The organism is Desulfoluna sp. (assembly GCF_030145185.1).
In the GTDB taxonomy this organism is placed as follows: Bacteria; Desulfobacterota; Desulfobacteria; order Desulfobacterales; family Desulfolunaceae; genus Desulfoluna.
The window spans coordinates 1-15,624 of sequence record NZ_JAQYWB010000102.1 but is presented as its reverse complement, the minus strand read 5'-3'; the positions used below and the strand labels follow the sequence as shown (position 1 = coordinate 15,624).

Sequence of the window (15,624 nt, the reverse complement as noted above, 5' to 3'; positions counted from 1 at the left end):
CACGCGGGGAGCGACGACAATGCACGCTTTGACGCCCAAGTGGAATCTGTTTCAATCCACGCTCCCACGCGGGGAGCGACAGAAAAACAACATCACACATAGGGGGTTTATCCGTGTTTCAATCCACGCTCCCACGCGGGGAGCGACTTGTGGTTACAGATGACACGCCTTTTTCCATCGTTGTTTCAATCCACGCTCCCACGCGGGGAGCGACTCCTCGACCTCATCGGGTCCGACGACAACCTGATGTTTCAATCCACGCTCCCACGCGGGGAGCGACTTGCACTCCAAGGTGGCTGGCCCCCTGGAATGGGTTTCAATCCACGCTCCCACGCGGGGAGCGACCACCACGACTCGACGCCTATCTCTCGGCAAACATGTTTCAATCCACGCTCCCACGCGGGGAGCGACCCACAGTAACCGAGATATCCCCAGGGACGTATAGTTTCAATCCACGCTCCCACGCGGGGAGCGACTGTTATTTAGCAACACGTTCATATAACAGGTAGAATCTGTGCCTTTGCGCGAACCACCTACACTTTTCCGAACAGAGAGCAAGGTGCCACGTTCACTTGTTATAATCATGTTTATTTTCGAGACATTGCAACAGCGCGAACCCATTCGCACAGGAAATACATTCTACAGTGAAAATTCGGGATGTTATATAAAACCTGCAAAAACGAGCTTTGGGTTCGCGATTAAAGGATTAAGGGGGCATCCGGGTCACGGGCCGGTTTGGCACCCACATGTTCCACCCGTCGTCTCCAGTTGGCTCCGAGGTAATAAAACCGCAAACTGTCCTTTTCTGGATCAATCTGATCCAGGAGTTTCTGTTTCATTTTTGTCCAGAGAGCGGGGTCGACCTGGCACTCAAAGACCGAATACTGGACCCTTTGGCCATAGTTGCGACAGGTCTTTGAAACCCGTCTCAATCTTTTCTGGCCGTTGTCATCCATGGACACATCGTAGCTGACCAGCACCATCATAAGCTTTACCTCCAGACAAAGGGCGGATAGCCGTCCAGGTCGTCTCTGAAATAACGATTTAACAGCTGGGCCTGAAGAAAAAAGAGTTGGCCGATCTTCACCTTCTCGCCAAGAAAAGGATGAAGGATTTCATCTTGCTTGCGTTTTTGATAGGCCGCGATCACAGCTTTTCGTGTCTCCTCAGTCATGATCACCGCACCGGACTCCATTTTTTCAAACCCTGCCTCAAGAACCTGCTTTTGATTGATCAGAGAAAGAGCCAGACGATCTGCCACAAAGGCACGGAACTCCTCCATCAGGTCCAGGGCCAGACCGGGACGCCCAGGGCGATCCCGATGAAGGAATCCCACGGCCGGATCCAGCCCCGTGGTTTCGAGGGCAGAGCGGATATCATGCAGCAGCAGGGTGTAAAGAAAAGAAATCAAAGCATTAAAAGCGTCTGTCGGTGGCCTGCGGTTCCGCCCGGCAAACCGAAAGGCCTCTTTGTTGATTAAAACCAGATGGTCCAACACCCCGAAATAAGCCCGCGCTGCATCCCCTTCCAGCCCCCTGACGGTATCCAGAGGCTGACTCCTGCCAAGCTCTTTTAACGTTGCCCCCAGACGGGCCACGGCCTCCTTGACGGCCACCGCGTCAATCCTGTCACCATGGTCACGAAGGGCTCGCCCCAGCACCGCCCTGCTGTTGGCAATTTTCCCAATGACGCAGGCCCTGGCGATCTCAGCCGAGGCGTCAAGGCAGTCGGCCCGCCGATACTGGGTACGCCGCACCAGCACATTGCCCGACACCGGCCCCACCACCCTCGACAGGAACCGTCCCCGTTCCGTCAGAAACGACACCCCCACCTCTTTTTCCGCACAGAATCCCATGAGAAAAGGGCTCATCCCCACGTTGCCGAAACAGACGATGCCTGAGAGGGTGTGCACCGGAATCCGGGCCACCACCTTTCGGTCGATGTTCACGGCCACCGTCTCGCCGTCTTTTCCGAGATAGGACTTCTGGGTGGTGACGTAAAGCGTGTTAAGAAGCGTTCTCATGTCTTTGTGATCTCCTTCAGATACCCCTGCACCAACCCCTTGCCTGTCACCTTCGGCATGCAGACGCCGAGAAACGAGCAGGTCTCGCACCCCTTCGTGTAAACCGATTCAGGGGTCACCCTTGAAGCCACCAGTGCATGCAGGTCACGGGCTGCTTTTTCCGTTTCCGCCCTCAAGGCCTCGCTGAAAAGGACAACCTCCCGCCGCCGGGTCTTCCCGTAAAAGAGCGCCCCCTCCCCGATGGAGATCTCATACATCTCCTCCAGGCAAAGGGCCTGGGCACAAAGCTGAACCCGATCGTGATTCCCCTTCTTGGACGCACCCCGCTTGTACTCCACGGGATAAGGCACCCACCGGCTCCCGTCAGCATGGAACTCCACGGTATCTGCCTTTCCGATGAGCCCTAACCGCAGGCCCTTCAAGTCCATCCCATAAACCACCCGGAGCCCCTTGCCCGGACGCTCCCCCCTCCTGTCCACCCGCTCATGGAGCACCCGTCCCTCAGCCGTGTACCGGTTCTCAACCCAGAGCCGCTCCACATGGATCAAGGCGCACTGACGGCGACAGAAGAGAAGATGCTGCACGGCAGACAGGGGGAGTAGGTCATCGTCGGTAAACATGGGCTATAATTTCACCTCGCAGGCAACCCCTTCAGGGATGGCGGCGACATCCACGGTGATATCATAATCTTTGAAAGCCCTTGCAGGGGAGTCCTCACCGTTGGATCTACCCACTGTCACCAAATCAAAGAGTTTATGTGCCGGTGCGTTTCCGAGCTTGGACTCGTGTTTGAAGACGATCAGCTTGCGACTGCTCATCTTGCCCCGGGCAGCAGAGTGATCGTGTTCAAACATCTGTGCCAAAGATTCCCAGAGAAGTTCGAGATCCTCTTCAGCAAAACCGGTTTTGGCGGCCAGAGGCGCAGAAATAAACCCTTCAGCTCGGTAAAGTGCGTACGGGACGATGTATTTCCGCCCCATGGTCCGATTGTCCCCTGACTGCTTCTCCGCCTCTTTCTCTGTTGTTACGGCCATTCGAGTAATACTCACCTCCTGAGGAACGATAGGGTCCACGCTTTTGGCAAACACCATCTGCACAGGTCCGCGCACCTGCCCGCAGTTTACCTCAGTGGTCATGACGGCCCCAAAGGTTCTCACATCAAAAAAATTCCCACACATCCACTGAGTCACCCGGTGTGCATCTTCGACTTTTTTGGGTAATTTTTTCCCTTTTTTATCAGGCGTCAACTCAAGGGCCTTATAAGCCATCTCATTTCTAAGGTTTAAAACGGCTTTCTCCTGAACATAAATATTAAAGCCCTCGTCCCCGTCCTTTAAAAGCTCCACATAATTTCGAACTTTTCGCTTCAAGCACACATCGGTGACCATCCCATGACCAGTTTCCGGATCAATGCGCGGCATGTTACCGGCATCCGGGTCACCGTTGGGGTTGCCATTTTCAACATCAAAAAAAAGAACAAATTCATATCGGTTATTTAAAGTGGTCATGGGTTACTCCTTTTCGGTTTTACGGTAGTTGGCATTGGCCTGATGATAATATCCGATAGTAAAGACGCCCTGATCCTGAAGGGAAAGGCGGGCTGGGAAGTCGTCAATATCTTCGACAACGGCTTGGATTTTACGATCCATATTTCCGCCATACTCCGCCTTTGCAATATGGTGTTGGGCCAGACGTAAGAGTTGTGGAAAAACAATGGACGGTGTGGCAGAGGCTGAACTGAAATATCGGTGCCTGATACTTGTCCCAATCTTGCCGAGTGCATCACTTTGAACCTTCTCCAAAAGAGAAAAAAGCCGCCCAAGGAGATACGGTACATCCTTCCTGTCAGAATTTAACGCCATGGTCATCTCTCCTGCTTTGTCCGGGTGATTTCGAATCAGGCACGCCTTGATGATGGCAGCCCGTATATAGTTTACCTGTTTATCTGCTCTGATTCTTCCAATGACGGCTGCGTAAAGGCTTTCAGGATACCGCGAGCCGGTGAGCACGCTTCGCGAAAGTGCCCCCGACAACATCGGGGGAATATTCTCCCTTTTCTGTTGCGCCGCCGTCTCCAAAAGAATCTGCCATAAGGCGGGAAATTCAGGTTGGTTCTGGTACTGCCTCTCAATACGAAGAGCCGCATAGTGCGTACTGATCTTCTGAGCCAGCTCCCCAAAGGTTGACCGGCACCAAAAGCGTACAGAGATCCGCGACTGATTCGGAGCCAAACCCAACACAAAAAAACGTACATCGGGGTCCAAGTCCCCCATGGGGGCCTCGCTGGGTCGGCCGTCACAAAGGGCTCGCAAAAGGGAGCGAACCTTTCGTGCGGTCTGAACATCTTCCCCAGGCCCCTCCTCGCTGTTCTCTTCTTCCGGCTCATTGGAGAGATCAAACATCACAGAAAGCAAGTCTTCAGCGGGCGTCTTCTTCTCCGCCCAGAACACCGTGCTGCTGTCGCCAATCAACAGGGACCGTTTGTTCTCTCTCCTTAAAAGATAATTGAGTGCTGTGGTGTAGGCAAAAGCGACGTGCTTGCTGACCGGTGCGTTGAAACTCTGCTCTTTCCCATAGGAGAGGAAGGCATCCAGGTTAAAGGAGACAATGGCACACCCGGCCGGTTGCCCTCCCACAACACCTTTGATCGGCGGATGCAGCCTTGCAATGGGCTGTACCTCTCCGGTGACAAGACATGGGGCGCTGTACCCGTCGGCCTCTCCGCTGCCTTGCCTCCCTTTCCATACAGAGATCACCTCAGGGTTTTCATGGAGAGGAACGTCATCTCCTTCCATCCAAAAGACGATATTCTGATCCAGAAGTTCCTCTTTCAAATCGAGTTGCTCTGCTTTTTCTGACGACCATGCGTCCAAGAAAGACGCCACAGCTCTGATCCGTGGACTCTTTGAGGCCGCTGCAACCTCCTGATGTTTTTTCCGGAATGATTCAAAGGTGGTTTGCGTTCGTTCAGGCTTTCCCTTCCCGTCCAGACACAGGACATACCCCGAATTGTCCCATAAGAAATTGGGCACAACCGATGTCCCCGAGCGTTTCTCTGCTGCCGGGACAATCATCCGTTTGGGCCCCACCTTTTTTCCAGATACCTCTCGAAGATCGATGACCCGTTTAAAGGTTCCCGCCTCATCAATCATGATGGCAAACGAAATCTTCTCTTCACTGAAACCCGGCTTCGGCATGGAGGCATCAGGGTCACCCACCATCCGGATGTAATAGTCATTTAAAGCGCTTAAGATCATAGCCCCGCCTCCTCCCGCCAATGCTCAACATCAATGATCCCCCCTTCCATGGTGGGCCTGAAAAACTGAGGAACCATCTTGTGTTGAAAATCGATATCGTAAAGCATCCAGCCCAAATCCATGGGCGGCAACCCCACAAGCTCCGATTCCGGGAGGGCATCTTCCACCCACTCGAAATAGGCCGCAAACTCTCGGCACCCCAGGTAAGGGCGATGAAAACACTGTCCAATTTTCGCGCGACGCTTGAAGATATCCATGTGTTTGCCCGGATTGTCTTCGGCCCCCGCTTTATCCGTCATCTCAAAATGAGCCTCGATGACATAGGCCACATCTCGAAGCACGAGGGCCGCTCGCTGCTGGCGCTCATCTTCAATCAACTGATGAACCGCTTTTCCACTTTTCATGGCCGATTTGGCAGAGGCCGCCGAAGCCTTCCCCTGCAACTCATTTCTACGAACCGAGTCAAACCGAATAGGCTTCAACACATGAATTTTATCCACCACCCACTTAATGGCCGGTTTCCAGTGAATCGCCTCCAGCACCCCGCGAGCCGCTGAAGGAGTCATCACGTCGTAGCTGACGCGCTCCACCTTCATTTCCGGCCTGGTAAAGCAGGCGTAATCACCCCACACCTTCACTTTGATTCCATATCCCATGTTCCCTCCTTTCCTATCCACGCCAATGGGCGACAACACGTTAAAGAGCAAAACCTCTGGCGGGTCGCTTTTTGAAAAAAGCTCCGCAAAAACTTTCCGGCAGGCACACCAGCAAAATATATCACCGCGTTAATTTCAGACCCTGCTCAAGCCCACGCCCCGACAGGAGCATGGGCTTGGGCTTGAGCAACTTAGGGGCCAGGGAATCATCCCCTGGCCGCCGGAAGCAGCTTGACGTCCCTACCCGTAAATTAAAAAATCCCCGACCCTGCCTGCCAGTAGGTCGGATCATCGGAACAGAGCCCCACATCATCTCGATACCCGATGCCTTGACGTGCGATATAGAACTGCCCCCGAACAGGGACCACACCGCCTTCAAATAGTTTATCCAGTTCGGTCTTGTAGACTTGGACAGTATAGGCCTGAAGCTTTCGCAAGATCCCAGAGATCTCATCCGCATACTCCAATTGTGAAACAAGGTGACGGGCCGTTTCATCGCCCTCGACAATGACCGACACCATGTCATTTTCAATAAAGCGGTAAAGAGTGTTGATCTCGCAAAAGGGAAACGAGGTGGGAAACGCGGTCCCTTTGTTGGCATCAATAAGAAGTTCCATGATATTTTTTTGGTCGAGCTCTTCAAACTGATACAACTTGGTAAAAAAGGAGGCGACCGCTTCTGGAGAAAAGAGATCGTCATGCTCTTCCGCCACCATCCCATACACCTCGGCCCTCCGTTGAAACCCAGGGGCTCTTTTAGGCATTCCGGTCTCGGGCTTGAACACGTAGACTGAGCCAAGCTCAAGGCGGCCCTCCCGGTTGCATCGACCCGCGGCCTGGGCGATTGAATCAAGCCCTGCCACGGCACGAAACACCGTTGGAAAATCAACATCCACCCCACACTCGATAAGGGAGGTGCTTACCACCCGACAGGAAAGGTTGTTGTCCAAACGTTCCCGTATTTTTTTGAGAACAGCGCGCCTGTGCGCCGGGTACATCCGGGCACTTAAATGGTAGTGTCCGTCTCCCTTTCCCATGGCGTCAAAAACCTGTCTTGCATGATTGCGCGTATTCACAATGCAAAGCACCTGACGCTCGGCTTGAATTTTTTCAGACAGTTCCGCATCGGAAAGGGTTCCAAGGTTCATGACCTTTGTTCGCGCAAAAACACTAAAAATCGGCTCTTTCCGGTCCAAAGGAATAATTTCGCGTATGACGCCCTCGGGAAACCCACAGGTTAAGGCCCCGAATTTTTCAAGGGCGGGTTGAGTAGCGGTACAAAGCACCAGAGTCGCCCCGTAGTTGTTCGTCAATTCACGAAGGGCCATGACCGAAGGCTGCAAAAGGGGTAGCGGGAGCATCTGAGCTTCGTCAAGAATCACAACACTGCCTGCGATACTATGGAGCTTGCGACACCGTGATGATCGATTGGCAAAAAGCGACTCGAAAAACTGCACTGCTGTCGTGACCACGAGGGTTGCTTCCCAATTTTCCGTTGCCATCCTGAACCGTTTTGCCTCATAGCTATCCCGATATTCATCCCCCCCTGCTTTTTCTTCATCCGGGTGAACGTAGTTACAGTGGTGCTCCAAAACCGCATCATCACCCAGTGCTTTTCGAAACACATCCGCATTCTGCTCGATAATACTGGTGTAGGGGATGACATAGATTATCCGCCGAAGGCCATGGGTTCTGGCATGCTCAAGGGCGAATGAGAGAGACGAAAGGGTCTTCCCCCCTCCTGTGGGAACCGTGAGTGAAAAAACACCCGGCTTCTGCGGGGCGGCATCACGGCAATGACCCAGGATTTCAAGACGTGCCTTGTTAACGGGGGTCTCTTTGGCCTCCTTAAGCATCTCTTCTATTGAAACCTTTAATGTATCAGCAAGGGTTTCGATGTTTGGCCACTGGCCTCGATGCGCTGCTTTTTCACCGTCACAAAAGGCTTCCGTGTCAAGAAAATCGGCATCGGTCAGGCAGGAGTAGATCATGCGGACAAAAAAGCTCAACGTGAAAGCCGCTGTTTTTTTATTACATTTGAGCTTTGGGAATTGGGGGATTTCGGAAAGTTCCACTTCACCTTGCCACGCATCAAAACTCGGAATATCCGGCTTCCCCAATCGAGCCAAAAGGGAACCCAAATCAGCAGAAGTGCTTCCACCATCCGGCAGCCCGCCGTGATGTCCCGCAATGACATACGAAAGCAGAGTAGAAAAAATTTCTTCATTTTTTCCGCCCCTCTCACGCCAGAGCCGCCGAATCAACTGAGCCCCGGCTGTGGAGTGATCCACTCTACCTTTGGATGTTTCGAGATACCGCTGAAACGCACCAGAAAACTTCCCGATATCGTGCATCAGTCCCGCCCAGTAGCCAAACCCCTCTGCGCCAAAAACAGTCGCCCGTTCGCTGGCCAGATCCGCCACTGATTTCAGATGGGTAATCAACGGCTGCCAGGTTTCCTTACCCCCATCGGTTGTGTGTGCAAAATATTCTGTCATGCGCTTTCGCCTCTATAGATTATTGATAATCACCATTGTTAACAATCATAGTTGGCTATCCTGTCAAAACTGGTCGTATAAAGAAAAAAATCTAACCAATGCGCAATTAATTTTTTTTCCGTGGATACTTGATTGATATATCACTATTTTTTAAAAAAAATAACACGACCCCAACACAAATCCATAGGGGTGTATATTCACCAACCAACCCAACAAACCACGTGACGAAACTTGGCATTGGACCCTCGATTATTCTCATATTTAATTGAATACGGTAAACAATAAGAAATCACTCCATGACACCAAGAAGATTTTGATGCCAGGAGCGTCGTACATATATAATTGTTTCAATCCACTCCACATAACGTGAAGACGTTACCAACGTAATCAGAAAATAAATTGATGTCAAGTTTATATTTAATTGAACAACCAATTCAAAAGCCCCATAGTTCACTCATATTTTAGCATACATCCCAGCGAGTTCACTTATTTCGTCTTTTATAATCAACCGGAACCACTCCGGTTCCAACACCTCCACATCTGCCCCCCATCCCAAAACCCATTTTTTCACGTCTCGGATACCATGCGTTGAGAAATGGAGATCGACGGTGCCGTCAGGATTTGATGAAAAGGTCTGGCCTGCCACCCAGGTCCGTTCGGTTGCGTACCGGGCCTGAGTTTCGGAGAAGCGAAGGGTGACGGTGATGGCACCGTCATCGATGATGCCAAAGGTTCGGGCGAGGTAGACTTCGGGATCGAAGCCTTTGGGGTAATCGTAGTCCGTATGGGTGGGATGAAGGGATTGGATGCGCTCGACGGCGTAGGTACGGAAGGCTCCGCCTTTCTGCTTTTGAGCGATGAGGTAGAGGCCCCCTTCCTCTTCAAAGAGATGAAGGGGGTTGACGGTAAGGGTATCGAAACTGTCTGTGGAATATTTATGGTAGCTGAGAGTCACCGCCTCCTGACTGAGGATGGCTTCGGCAAGGGAGGTGAGGGTCTGCTGATGATCGGTATAGCGTTTCTGCGACAGGGGCTTGGTTACCCGAAGTTTACGCATGCGGTCCAGGGCAGTGGTGAACTCATTGGGAAAAAAATGGGAGAGTTTTGAAAAGACGGAGTTCAGCTTCCGTTCAATGTGAGTCCCTTTAAACACGGGATCGTCGCGATTCAGAAGGTAAAGGCACATCATCTCGTGATACGAGATGGTCAGATTGGGGAGGGTGGTGTTGGGAAGTTTTAAGACATAGGACGCTTCGATGAGCCAGTGTTTCTCCCTCTCGCCGTCCTTTTTCTCATCATAAATGGGAAATCTCATCTCCTGCATGGTGGAGAGGAGTCGCTCCACAGAGCGCCGGGTTACCCCCAGCTTTTCCTCCAACCCCCGAATGGTCGCCCCATCGGGAGCCGCCAGAGCATCCAGCACATCGCAAATTTGGCGAACCTGTTTTCCGCGCATAGGCCCCTTCCGTTCTTTGGATTTTGCCTTGTCTCTTTCTCATAATCTTTCTCCATCCCTCCTTTATCAAACCCTTTTCCCATTCCACCAGAAGAATTTACCATATGTTCAAAAAAAGTGTCTTACAGGGAACATTTTCACATCAAAACCAAAATATTCAACCCCCGCCCTACCCTTTCATATCATTTCACCACTCACCATTCACTATTCACCATTCACCATTCCCTATTCACCACTCACCATTCCCTATTCCCTATTCCCTATTCACTATTCACTATTCACTATTCACTATTCACCATTCACCATTCACCATTCACTATTCACCACTCACCATTCACCATTCACTATTCACCACTCACTATTCACCACTCACTATTCACCACTCACTATTCACCACTCACTACTCACCACTCACTATTCACCACTCACTATTCACCACTCACTATTCACCACTCACTATTCACCACTCACTACTCACCACTCACTATTCCCTACTCACCACTCACCACTCACTACTCACCATCCACCATCGCCCCTTCCGCAACCTCCGGCCCCAACGCATTCACCAGGGCTTCGCCCAGCATTTTTAAGGCCACCAAGACATCGGAGAGATCTACGGCCTTATCGCTGCTTGGATCCTCTTGAAGGCCGGGTTCCGCGGGAATCTCGGGTTCAAGGGCCACGAGAGAGGGGGCTTCGGGTTGGCAGCGGGGATTGGCAAGGATCTTCAGGTGCCCGTCACTGCTTCCCACCACCAGATCGGGATCGGTATCACCGTCGACATCCATGATAGCGGGCATGGATGCGAGACCGACAGAAAAGGCACCGAAGGGGCTGTCCGCTGGAGCCCTCAAAACAAAGGCAACCGGTCCGCCGGGAGAGGAGGTATTTTCAATCCACCTAAGCCCTCCCCGCAGTTCTCCGGAGACCACATCGAGGTCTCCATCGCCGTCGAGGTCCAGGACCGCCGGACTGGAGTTGTCGCCCACATCTATCCCAGAAAAGGGATTGAGGCGTCCCATCATCTCTGCATATACAGAAATCCCTTCCTCGATCAGAAGATTCCGGCAGTAGCGAAAGGTGCCGGACCTGTCGCCAAACAGGAGGTCGAGATCTCCGTCTCCGTCAAAATCTCCAAAGGCCGGTGTTCCCTGCCACTCTGAAGAGATACCGGCAAAGGGATTTTCGTCGTCCGGGACCATCTGAAATTTAGGAACCGTTGGGGTGCCATCGTTTTTCAAGTAAACCATTTGATTATAATAGACAGATGAGATGCGGTTGTCCGCGGGCCTGAAATCGAACCAGATGGCATCGTTATCTCCGTCATTGTCGATATCGGCCAGGGCGACAAAAGGGGTATCCGTCTCGTAGGACATGGTGACGGCATCCAGGGGATTGGAGTCAACCGTTCGGTACGCGGGCCTTTCATCGGCCGCAAGGGCAACCATACGCTGTCCATAAGCCCCCACATAGAGTTCGGGCCGACCATCGCCATCGAGATCCGCTGCCACCGGAGCCAGATTACGCCCCAGAGCCTTTTCAACCAGTGGATAAGCCAACTCGGTGAAAGATTCAAAGGGGGCGCAGGAGTCCCCAGTCTTCCCCATGGCTTCGGCCTCTGCCGAGATGCCAAAAGAGAGAATCATAAAAGCAAAAAGAATCAAAGGCATCTTGGCCCGATCAGCCCGTGGCTGCGGCTTAAAAGAAACCATGGAAGTTGAACAATGAAACGGTGAACACATAGACATCCCCTCTTTAAAACAACACCGAAGGGAAAAGGACCAGAGGCCCGTCAGGAAAGAGACGAAAAAAACACAGGGGATTGCCATCGAAAGAACAGGCTGTCTGTTTCATCAATGGCCATAAAAAAAGGTTCATCCCATGAAGGATGAACCGCAATCATCCCGGGGTAACTCGGCTGTCTTGATCTTTCAAGACCCGTGGCTTTCCGTCCCTGCCTCACGACAGGTTTGGCTTTTTTCCCTTACTATTTCATACAGACACCGGGGCACAACAAACAACAATTTACCCCATGACTGTATTAACAAGTAATAATCGCTCGTTTTGATATACTTAGCAACAAATTTTACTAAAAAGAAGTTTCAGCCTTTTTTGTTCCCTAAAAAGTCACTTCACTTAAACTATGTGATATCTCACTTAAACTGTGACGAAAATGGTTTACCTCAAAGCTCTGGTAACGCGGCAGATGAGTGCACCCGGCTTGCCCTAAGGATGAGAAAAGCGAGTAGAAAACGGTGAATTACATTTTGCATTTTTGAATTGTCTATATATTTCTTGCTAACCAACTGTAATGATCTATTATTATTTCGGCATGGTCGTTTTCTCATGAAATATCCGGGCTATCACAGATCGCCAAGCAACTCATAGTACTGGGTGAGGGTCTCAATGGAGTGCATAGTGGATTGGAGTAAGAGCCAACTCAACACAAGAATCGCCAGTGTGAGTCCAATCTTCCAAGGGCGCGACGCTTGAGGGTGCCACCAAATCAGGGGTAACGCCAGAGGCCCCGCGCAAAGAATCGCCATGACGACAAAGGATTTTCGAAAATACCATGGGAGTTTTTTTTCGACAAAACGGGGGTTGTCGGAGGCATTCAGGAACTCACCGCAATGTTTGCACTTGATGGCTTCGTCTTGGATATTTTCTGCGCAGAAAGGGCACTTTTTCATAAACATCTCTTCGGTTAAGGGCCAGGCGCATGGGGTGCGGGAACTCTGGTTCCAATCCTGAGTGGTGACTCCATCGAAATCACTCCGATGGTAGATTTGTGGAGCAAGGGCTTTCACGATGTCCAAATTTTCCCAAGCGGAGGTACCATAGTACAAATGCATCTAAAAATAACACAATAATATCGACGCGTCGGTGTGCCCATCCATTCTTTCATACCGACAAAAGCGTTTGCTTCTTCAGCTTTTTTCTCGTGTCTTTCGTGGTTTTCGTGTTTTAAATAATTTTCATCGTAAATGGATCTCGCAAGACCTATGACAATTACGGCCCGACGCAATAAATAAAACCAACCCACATAAAGGCGAAGGTTCAGGCATCTTTTTTCACCCGGCTTATCCGGATCGAATCTGCCAGATAATAGGAGACGAATAGGGTAACGCAGCTCCCCGCCAACCCACGGAAATATGGACCGGCGATACCTTGGCAAAAGCTCGTCTTTACCAACCGCTACGCCGAGACAAGCCGCAAAGTCTTTCCGGTTATGATGATTGAATCAAAACTTATTTGTCGAACTTTTCAAAAGTTCAGTCCCCGGCAGGGCAGCCGGAAGCATGTTCATTCTTTTGATGCCCGACGTTGACAATCAAAGCAATAAGTCTGTACTCACTGATTCCGTAGATGATTCGATCACTGGCTCGTCTCCGTATGCGACTTTATTAACGATATCTGCAAGATTTTGTCTTGCATCTGCTGTGGATATTTTTTTTGGGCATATCGCGCCTCCTCTCCGCGGCGCTCTCCGGGAATGAAAGCTTCCTTTCCATGTCATTCCTTCTCCCCAAAACGCTTTCCTAAAAACAGAAAAAGAAGTATAGTTCCTTTTTTGTAAAAATAAAAGACAAACGCTTTGGTCTGGCCGGCCCCTGATTTTGGATAAATCATGGCTCTCGCTATCCATTAGACTACTTGAAACAAATAAGAATACAAAATTAAGTGGAAACCTGCTCCCAAGGTATTTTCACCTAAGCAGTCATTCCACGCTTGCCGTCAGAGGCACTGTTTTTTCTACTTTTATTTTCCCGACACCCTTAACCAAGCCTATCAGTACAGGCCGATATCATCGTTTTTTCAATCACAGCAACCTCTCAGCACAAAGGAACGACCATGTCAGACGTACTGAATAAGAATCTATTTCTTGTTAAAGAGCATGTTGGAATGTTCAAAGCGGCGAGCAACTTTGATATTTTTGACCCAGAAACCGGGGCCACCTTAATGGAATGCCGTGAGGACGGCCTGGGCTTTTTCACCAAGATGTTCCGCTTCACCAAGTACAAGAAAATGACCCCGTTCAATATCATCATCCGAGATCAGGAAGGAAAGCAGATTATCCGAGTCAACCGTGGGCTCACCCTCTTTCTCTCCAAGGTTTCGGTGTTTGACGCAAACGATCAGGTCATCGGCGGATTCAAGCAAAAGCTCTTTTCCCTCGGCGGAGCTTTTAATGTCATGGATAATCAGGACAACCAGGTCTGTAGCCTCAAAGGGAAATGGACCGGGTGGGACTTTAAATTTTTGATGGATGACAACCAGCTGGCCCACGTGAGCAAAAAATGGGCGGGGCTTGGAAAAGAGCTCTTCACCAGTGCCGACAACTATGTCCTTGAAGTCTCCGATTCAGTACCCGCTGACCACGTCTCCCGCAAGCTGATTCTGGCTGCGGTCATGTGCATTGATCTGGTCCTCAAGGAGTAGTACTTGCCTCTCCTTTTTAAAATTCACATCACCGATGCGCTTTGACCCGAGGAACAAGGGGCGTGAGAAATTCTCACGCCCTGACATCGAACAGTTTCTCAAGGCAAGGGTGTGCCCCACACCTACTTGATAGAACGACATTATTTCTATTTTATGGCCCGTTAAGTCGTCTTGTCGTGCTGCGTTCACTGTGCAACCTTAGCCCGGATATTTCATGAAAAAGCAATTAGGGCTAAGGAATAATCAATAATTACAGTACTTTGCAGTAATATTTTTCGTTGTTTTAAAAATGCAAAATGTAATCCACGGTATTCTGTCTGATTTTCTCACCCTTCGGGCGAGCCGGGTGTACTAATCTGCTGCGTTATCAGAGCTTTGAGGTAAACCACTACATCTTCAGCTCTGATGCCTTGCATATGAGCGCACCCAACTCGTGAAATATCCGGGTTAGCCCGGATATTTCATGAGAAAGCTATCGGGCCAAGTTAATAAGATGCTACTACAGTCGGCTGCATGGAAGAATATAGGCATTTTAAAAATGCAAAATGCAATTCACCGTTCTCTGCTCACTTTTCTCACCCTTCGTGAAATATCCGGGTTAGCTGTGTTCATCTATGGATAATTTTATCGGGTATCTCGCCATCATTGGTGGGCACGTCTCGCGCCCATCCTTCCGCACGAACGATTAAGCCTCCGGCGGGTCGCTTTTTAAAGAAGGCCCCGCAAAGACTTTCCGGTCATGATGATGAATATAAATTCGGTCCCAGACAGGGCCGCCGGAGACATGATCATTTTTTCGACTGTAACGAAAACCGCTCTGGAAACAACTCACCTCGCCCCTGTCGATCCACCATTTATCATGGAAAATCAGCAAGGCTTGGGCGATGACTCGACTTCTGTCGGGCATCCGCCACCAAGCGCTTTTCATCATTTAAAGAGAACCTCTATGAATTCGAAAAAGGCCCTTGCTTATGCCACCATTTTTGGTATCATCTTAATCTAAGATTAACCTTAGAGAGGCACTATGTCGAAGCGCGAAAAGATCTACCGAAAGCTCATGGAACGGCCGGTACGCAGTGACATAACGTGGGATGAACTGAAAAGCTTTCTGATAGGAAGTGGTGCCGAATTGAAAAACGGTAAAGGCTCACTAACCCGGATATTTCACGAGTTGGGTGCGCTCATATGCAAGGCATCAGAGCTGAAGATGTAGTGGTTTACCTCAAAGCTCTGATAACGCGGCAGATGAGTGCACCCGGCTCGCCCGAAGGGTGAGAAAATCAGACAGAATACC

General features: G+C 50.6%; 12 protein-coding genes, 1 CRISPR repeat array and 1 riboswitch. Of the genes, 2 read left to right on the top strand and 10 right to left on the bottom strand.

Annotated elements, in window-relative coordinates:
• Window positions 1–48 precede the first annotated feature (48 nt).
• Window positions 49–476: direct repeats of the CRISPR family, unit length 32 nt; unit sequence GTTTCAATCCACGCTCCCACGCGGGGAGCGAC.
• Window positions 477–698: 222 nt separating this feature from the next.
• The 10 genes from cas2 to Q1Q75_RS20905 form a co-directional block, all read right to left on the bottom strand.
• Window positions 699–986, bottom strand: a complete 288-nt coding sequence (gene cas2 / locus Q1Q75_RS20950; RefSeq protein ID WP_300674885.1) for a CRISPR-associated endonuclease Cas2 — start codon at window positions 984–986, stop codon at window positions 699–701.
• A 5-nt stretch (window positions 987–991) separates the two neighbouring features.
• Window positions 992–2,023 carry a type I-C CRISPR-associated endonuclease Cas1c gene (cas1c, locus tag Q1Q75_RS20945; protein ID WP_300674883.1) on the bottom strand — a complete coding sequence of 344 codons (1,032 nt, stop codon included), beginning with the start codon at window positions 2,021–2,023 and terminating at the stop codon, window positions 992–994.
• Complete coding sequence (gene cas4, locus Q1Q75_RS20940; RefSeq protein WP_300674881.1) at window positions 2,020–2,643, bottom strand: CRISPR-associated protein Cas4; 624 nt, start codon at window positions 2,641–2,643, stop codon at window positions 2,020–2,022. The genes cas1c and cas4 overlap by 4 nt, the downstream gene beginning before the upstream one ends.
• A 3-nt stretch (window positions 2,644–2,646) precedes the next feature.
• On the bottom strand, window positions 2,647–3,531 hold the full coding sequence (gene cas7c, locus Q1Q75_RS20935) for a type I-C CRISPR-associated protein Cas7/Csd2 (RefSeq protein WP_300674880.1): 885 nt from the start codon (window positions 3,529–3,531) through the stop codon (window positions 2,647–2,649).
• A gap of 3 nt (window positions 3,532–3,534) precedes the next feature.
• The gene (gene cas8c, locus Q1Q75_RS20930) at window positions 3,535–5,280 is read right to left on the bottom strand and encodes a type I-C CRISPR-associated protein Cas8c/Csd1 (protein ID WP_300674878.1); all 1,746 of its coding nucleotides are present in this window, start codon (window positions 5,278–5,280) and stop codon (window positions 3,535–3,537) included.
• Window positions 5,277–5,936, bottom strand: coding sequence for a type I-C CRISPR-associated protein Cas5c (gene cas5c, locus Q1Q75_RS20925; RefSeq protein ID WP_300674876.1), 660 nt, complete (start codon window positions 5,934–5,936; stop codon window positions 5,277–5,279). The genes cas8c and cas5c overlap by 4 nt, the downstream gene beginning before the upstream one ends.
• A 251-nt stretch (window positions 5,937–6,187) precedes the next feature.
• Entirely contained in the window at window positions 6,188–8,434 is a 2,247-nt protein-coding gene (gene cas3 / locus Q1Q75_RS20920) for a CRISPR-associated helicase Cas3' (RefSeq protein ID WP_300674874.1), read from the bottom strand.
• Between the two features lie 454 nt (window positions 8,435–8,888).
• Window positions 8,889–9,890 (bottom strand): YafY family protein, encoded by a 1,002-nt coding sequence (locus tag Q1Q75_RS20915; protein WP_300674872.1) that lies wholly within the window; start codon window positions 9,888–9,890, stop codon window positions 8,889–8,891.
• 512 nt (window positions 9,891–10,402) lie between these two features.
• Window positions 10,403–11,560: a VCBS repeat-containing protein gene (locus Q1Q75_RS20910; protein WP_300674870.1), complete on the bottom strand. Its 1,158-nt coding sequence runs from the start codon at window positions 11,558–11,560 to the stop codon at window positions 10,403–10,405.
• A gap of 235 nt (window positions 11,561–11,795) precedes the next feature.
• Window positions 11,796–11,875, bottom strand: a riboswitch (cyclic di-GMP riboswitch).
• Window positions 11,876–12,253: 378 nt separating this feature from the next.
• Window positions 12,254–12,580, bottom strand: coding sequence for a zinc ribbon domain-containing protein (locus Q1Q75_RS20905; RefSeq protein WP_300674868.1), 327 nt, complete (start codon window positions 12,578–12,580; stop codon window positions 12,254–12,256).
• A gap of 1,162 nt (window positions 12,581–13,742) precedes the next feature.
• Between Q1Q75_RS20905 and Q1Q75_RS20900 the strand changes: the two genes are divergently transcribed.
• On the top strand, window positions 13,743–14,330 hold the full coding sequence (locus Q1Q75_RS20900) for a phospholipid scramblase-related protein (RefSeq protein WP_300674866.1): 588 nt from the start codon (window positions 13,743–13,745) through the stop codon (window positions 14,328–14,330).
• 784 nt (window positions 14,331–15,114) lie between these two features.
• Window positions 15,115–15,333, top strand: a complete 219-nt coding sequence (locus Q1Q75_RS20895; protein ID WP_300674864.1) for a hypothetical protein — start codon at window positions 15,115–15,117, stop codon at window positions 15,331–15,333.
• Window positions 15,334–15,624: the final 291 nt, after the last annotated feature.

Coding starts and splice junctions, on each gene's coding strand:
- cas2 (WP_300674885.1), bottom strand. CDS start 986: ATGATGGTGCTGGTCAGCTACGATGTGTCCATGGATGACAACGGCCAG.
- cas1c (WP_300674883.1), bottom strand. CDS start 2,023: ATGAGAACGCTTCTTAACACGCTTTACGTCACCACCCAGAAGTCCTAT.
- cas4 (WP_300674881.1), bottom strand. CDS start 2,643: ATGTTTACCGACGATGACCTACTCCCCCTGTCTGCCGTGCAGCATCTT.
- cas7c (WP_300674880.1), bottom strand. CDS start 3,531: ATGACCACTTTAAATAACCGATATGAATTTGTTCTTTTTTTTGATGTT.
- cas8c (WP_300674878.1), bottom strand. CDS start 5,280: ATGATCTTAAGCGCTTTAAATGACTATTACATCCGGATGGTGGGTGAC.
- cas5c (WP_300674876.1), bottom strand. CDS start 5,936: ATGGGATATGGAATCAAAGTGAAGGTGTGGGGTGATTACGCCTGCTTT.
- cas3 (WP_300674874.1), bottom strand. CDS start 8,434: ATGACAGAATATTTTGCACACACAACCGATGGGGGTAAGGAAACCTGG.
- Q1Q75_RS20915 (WP_300674872.1), bottom strand. CDS start 9,890: ATGCGCGGAAAACAGGTTCGCCAAATTTGCGATGTGCTGGATGCTCTG.
- Q1Q75_RS20910 (WP_300674870.1), bottom strand. CDS start 11,560: ATGCCTTTGATTCTTTTTGCTTTTATGATTCTCTCTTTTGGCATCTCG.
- Q1Q75_RS20905 (WP_300674868.1), bottom strand. CDS start 12,580: ATGAAAAAGTGCCCTTTCTGCGCAGAAAATATCCAAGACGAAGCCATC.
- Q1Q75_RS20900 (WP_300674866.1), top strand. CDS start 13,743: ATGTCAGACGTACTGAATAAGAATCTATTTCTTGTTAAAGAGCATGTT.
- Q1Q75_RS20895 (WP_300674864.1), top strand. CDS start 15,115: ATGATCATTTTTTCGACTGTAACGAAAACCGCTCTGGAAACAACTCAC.